Source organism: Amycolatopsis taiwanensis DSM 45107 (assembly GCF_000519205.1).
In the GTDB taxonomy this organism is placed as follows: domain Bacteria; phylum Actinomycetota; class Actinomycetes; order Mycobacteriales; family Pseudonocardiaceae; genus Amycolatopsis_E; species Amycolatopsis_E taiwanensis.
Genome location: NZ_JAFB01000014.1, coordinates 224,726 through 225,727 on the forward strand (window position 1 = coordinate 224,726; position 1,002 = coordinate 225,727).

At 64.4% G+C, this 1,002-nt stretch carries 2 protein-coding genes; both read left to right on the forward strand.

Going from position 1 to position 1,002, the window contains the following annotated elements:
• The first annotated feature begins 43 nt into the window (after positions 1–43).
• Positions 44–508, forward strand: coding sequence for a YbaB/EbfC family nucleoid-associated protein (locus A3CU_RS44660; RefSeq protein ID WP_084143243.1), 465 nt, complete (start codon positions 44–46; stop codon positions 506–508).
• Complete coding sequence (locus A3CU_RS0113295) at positions 505–933, forward strand: hypothetical protein (RefSeq protein ID WP_027942707.1); 429 nt, start codon at positions 505–507, stop codon at positions 931–933. The genes A3CU_RS44660 and A3CU_RS0113295 overlap by 4 nt, the downstream gene beginning before the upstream one ends.
• The last annotated feature ends 69 nt before the right edge of the window (positions 934–1,002 follow it).

The following is a 1,002-nucleotide window of genomic DNA, read 5'->3' on the forward strand; positions in this document are numbered from 1 at the left end:
ATAGTCAAAGTAGACGTAACAGGTCTGGGGTTGCCGTCACCGCATGGGCCAGCATGGAGCGGCCAACCACCCGGGAGTACACGGGGTAGCGGTGGACGAAGTCGGTATTTCTCGTGCGCAGGCTTATGCCACGAGCCTCTACGACCAGGCGCGCGACACGCTGCGCGCTTTCGACGACATGCGGGCGCAAGCGCGCGACCTGAAGATCACCACGTCCTCACGGGACCGGTTGGTGACGGTGACCGTGGGACCGCACGGGGAACTGCTGGATCTTCAGCTCGACCCACGGATCTATCGGACGCCGGATTCGCCCCGGCTCGCCGCCACGATCCGGTCCACCGTCGAACAGGCTCAGGAGGAGGCGCGGCACAAGCTGACCGAACTGGGCCGGCGTGTCCTTCCGCAGGCGGAGCAACTCGCCGGTGGCGCCGGTGTGGACATCGCCGAACTGTTCGACGAGCCCCGGCCGGGTCCAGACCGTTCGGGTAAGAAAGGGGAGCGTGCGTGACGAATCCCGGCGGCGACAACGTATACGTCGATGATGGCGCGTTTCAGCATGTGGCTTACCTGGTCAACATCATCAACACCCTGCACCGGCTGCAAACCAAGGCACAGGCGAACATCGAGCACGGGATGAGCCTGCCGAACGTGTTCGTCGACAAGGCGGGCGCGGCTTTGCACGAGAAGTTCGCGGAGATGCCCCAGGCGCTGGCCGACTCCCGCAACAACTTCCTGGATCTGACGGAACTGGGGATCACCGCCGACGATGCGCTGAGCCGGATAAAGAACGTGGACAAGGTTCGTGCCGCCCTGTTCCGGCCGCTGGCCGCGGTGCACGGAGACCCGAAGAAGGACGACTTCGCGGGCAGCAAAATGACACCGGAAAAGGAAATGCAGCGGGCCCTGCGCGACAGCGGAAAAGCGGGACAGTAGCTGCATGGACATCTGTGACGCCACCGGAGGTGTGGGGGCTCTGCCTCCCGGTGTGTGCGAGGGAGTTTC

Excerpts from the sequence above, each read along its gene's own strand:
- A3CU_RS44660 (WP_084143243.1), top strand. The coding sequence starts at position 44 with ATGGGCCAGCATGGAGCGGCCAACCACCCGGGAGTACACGGGGTAGCG.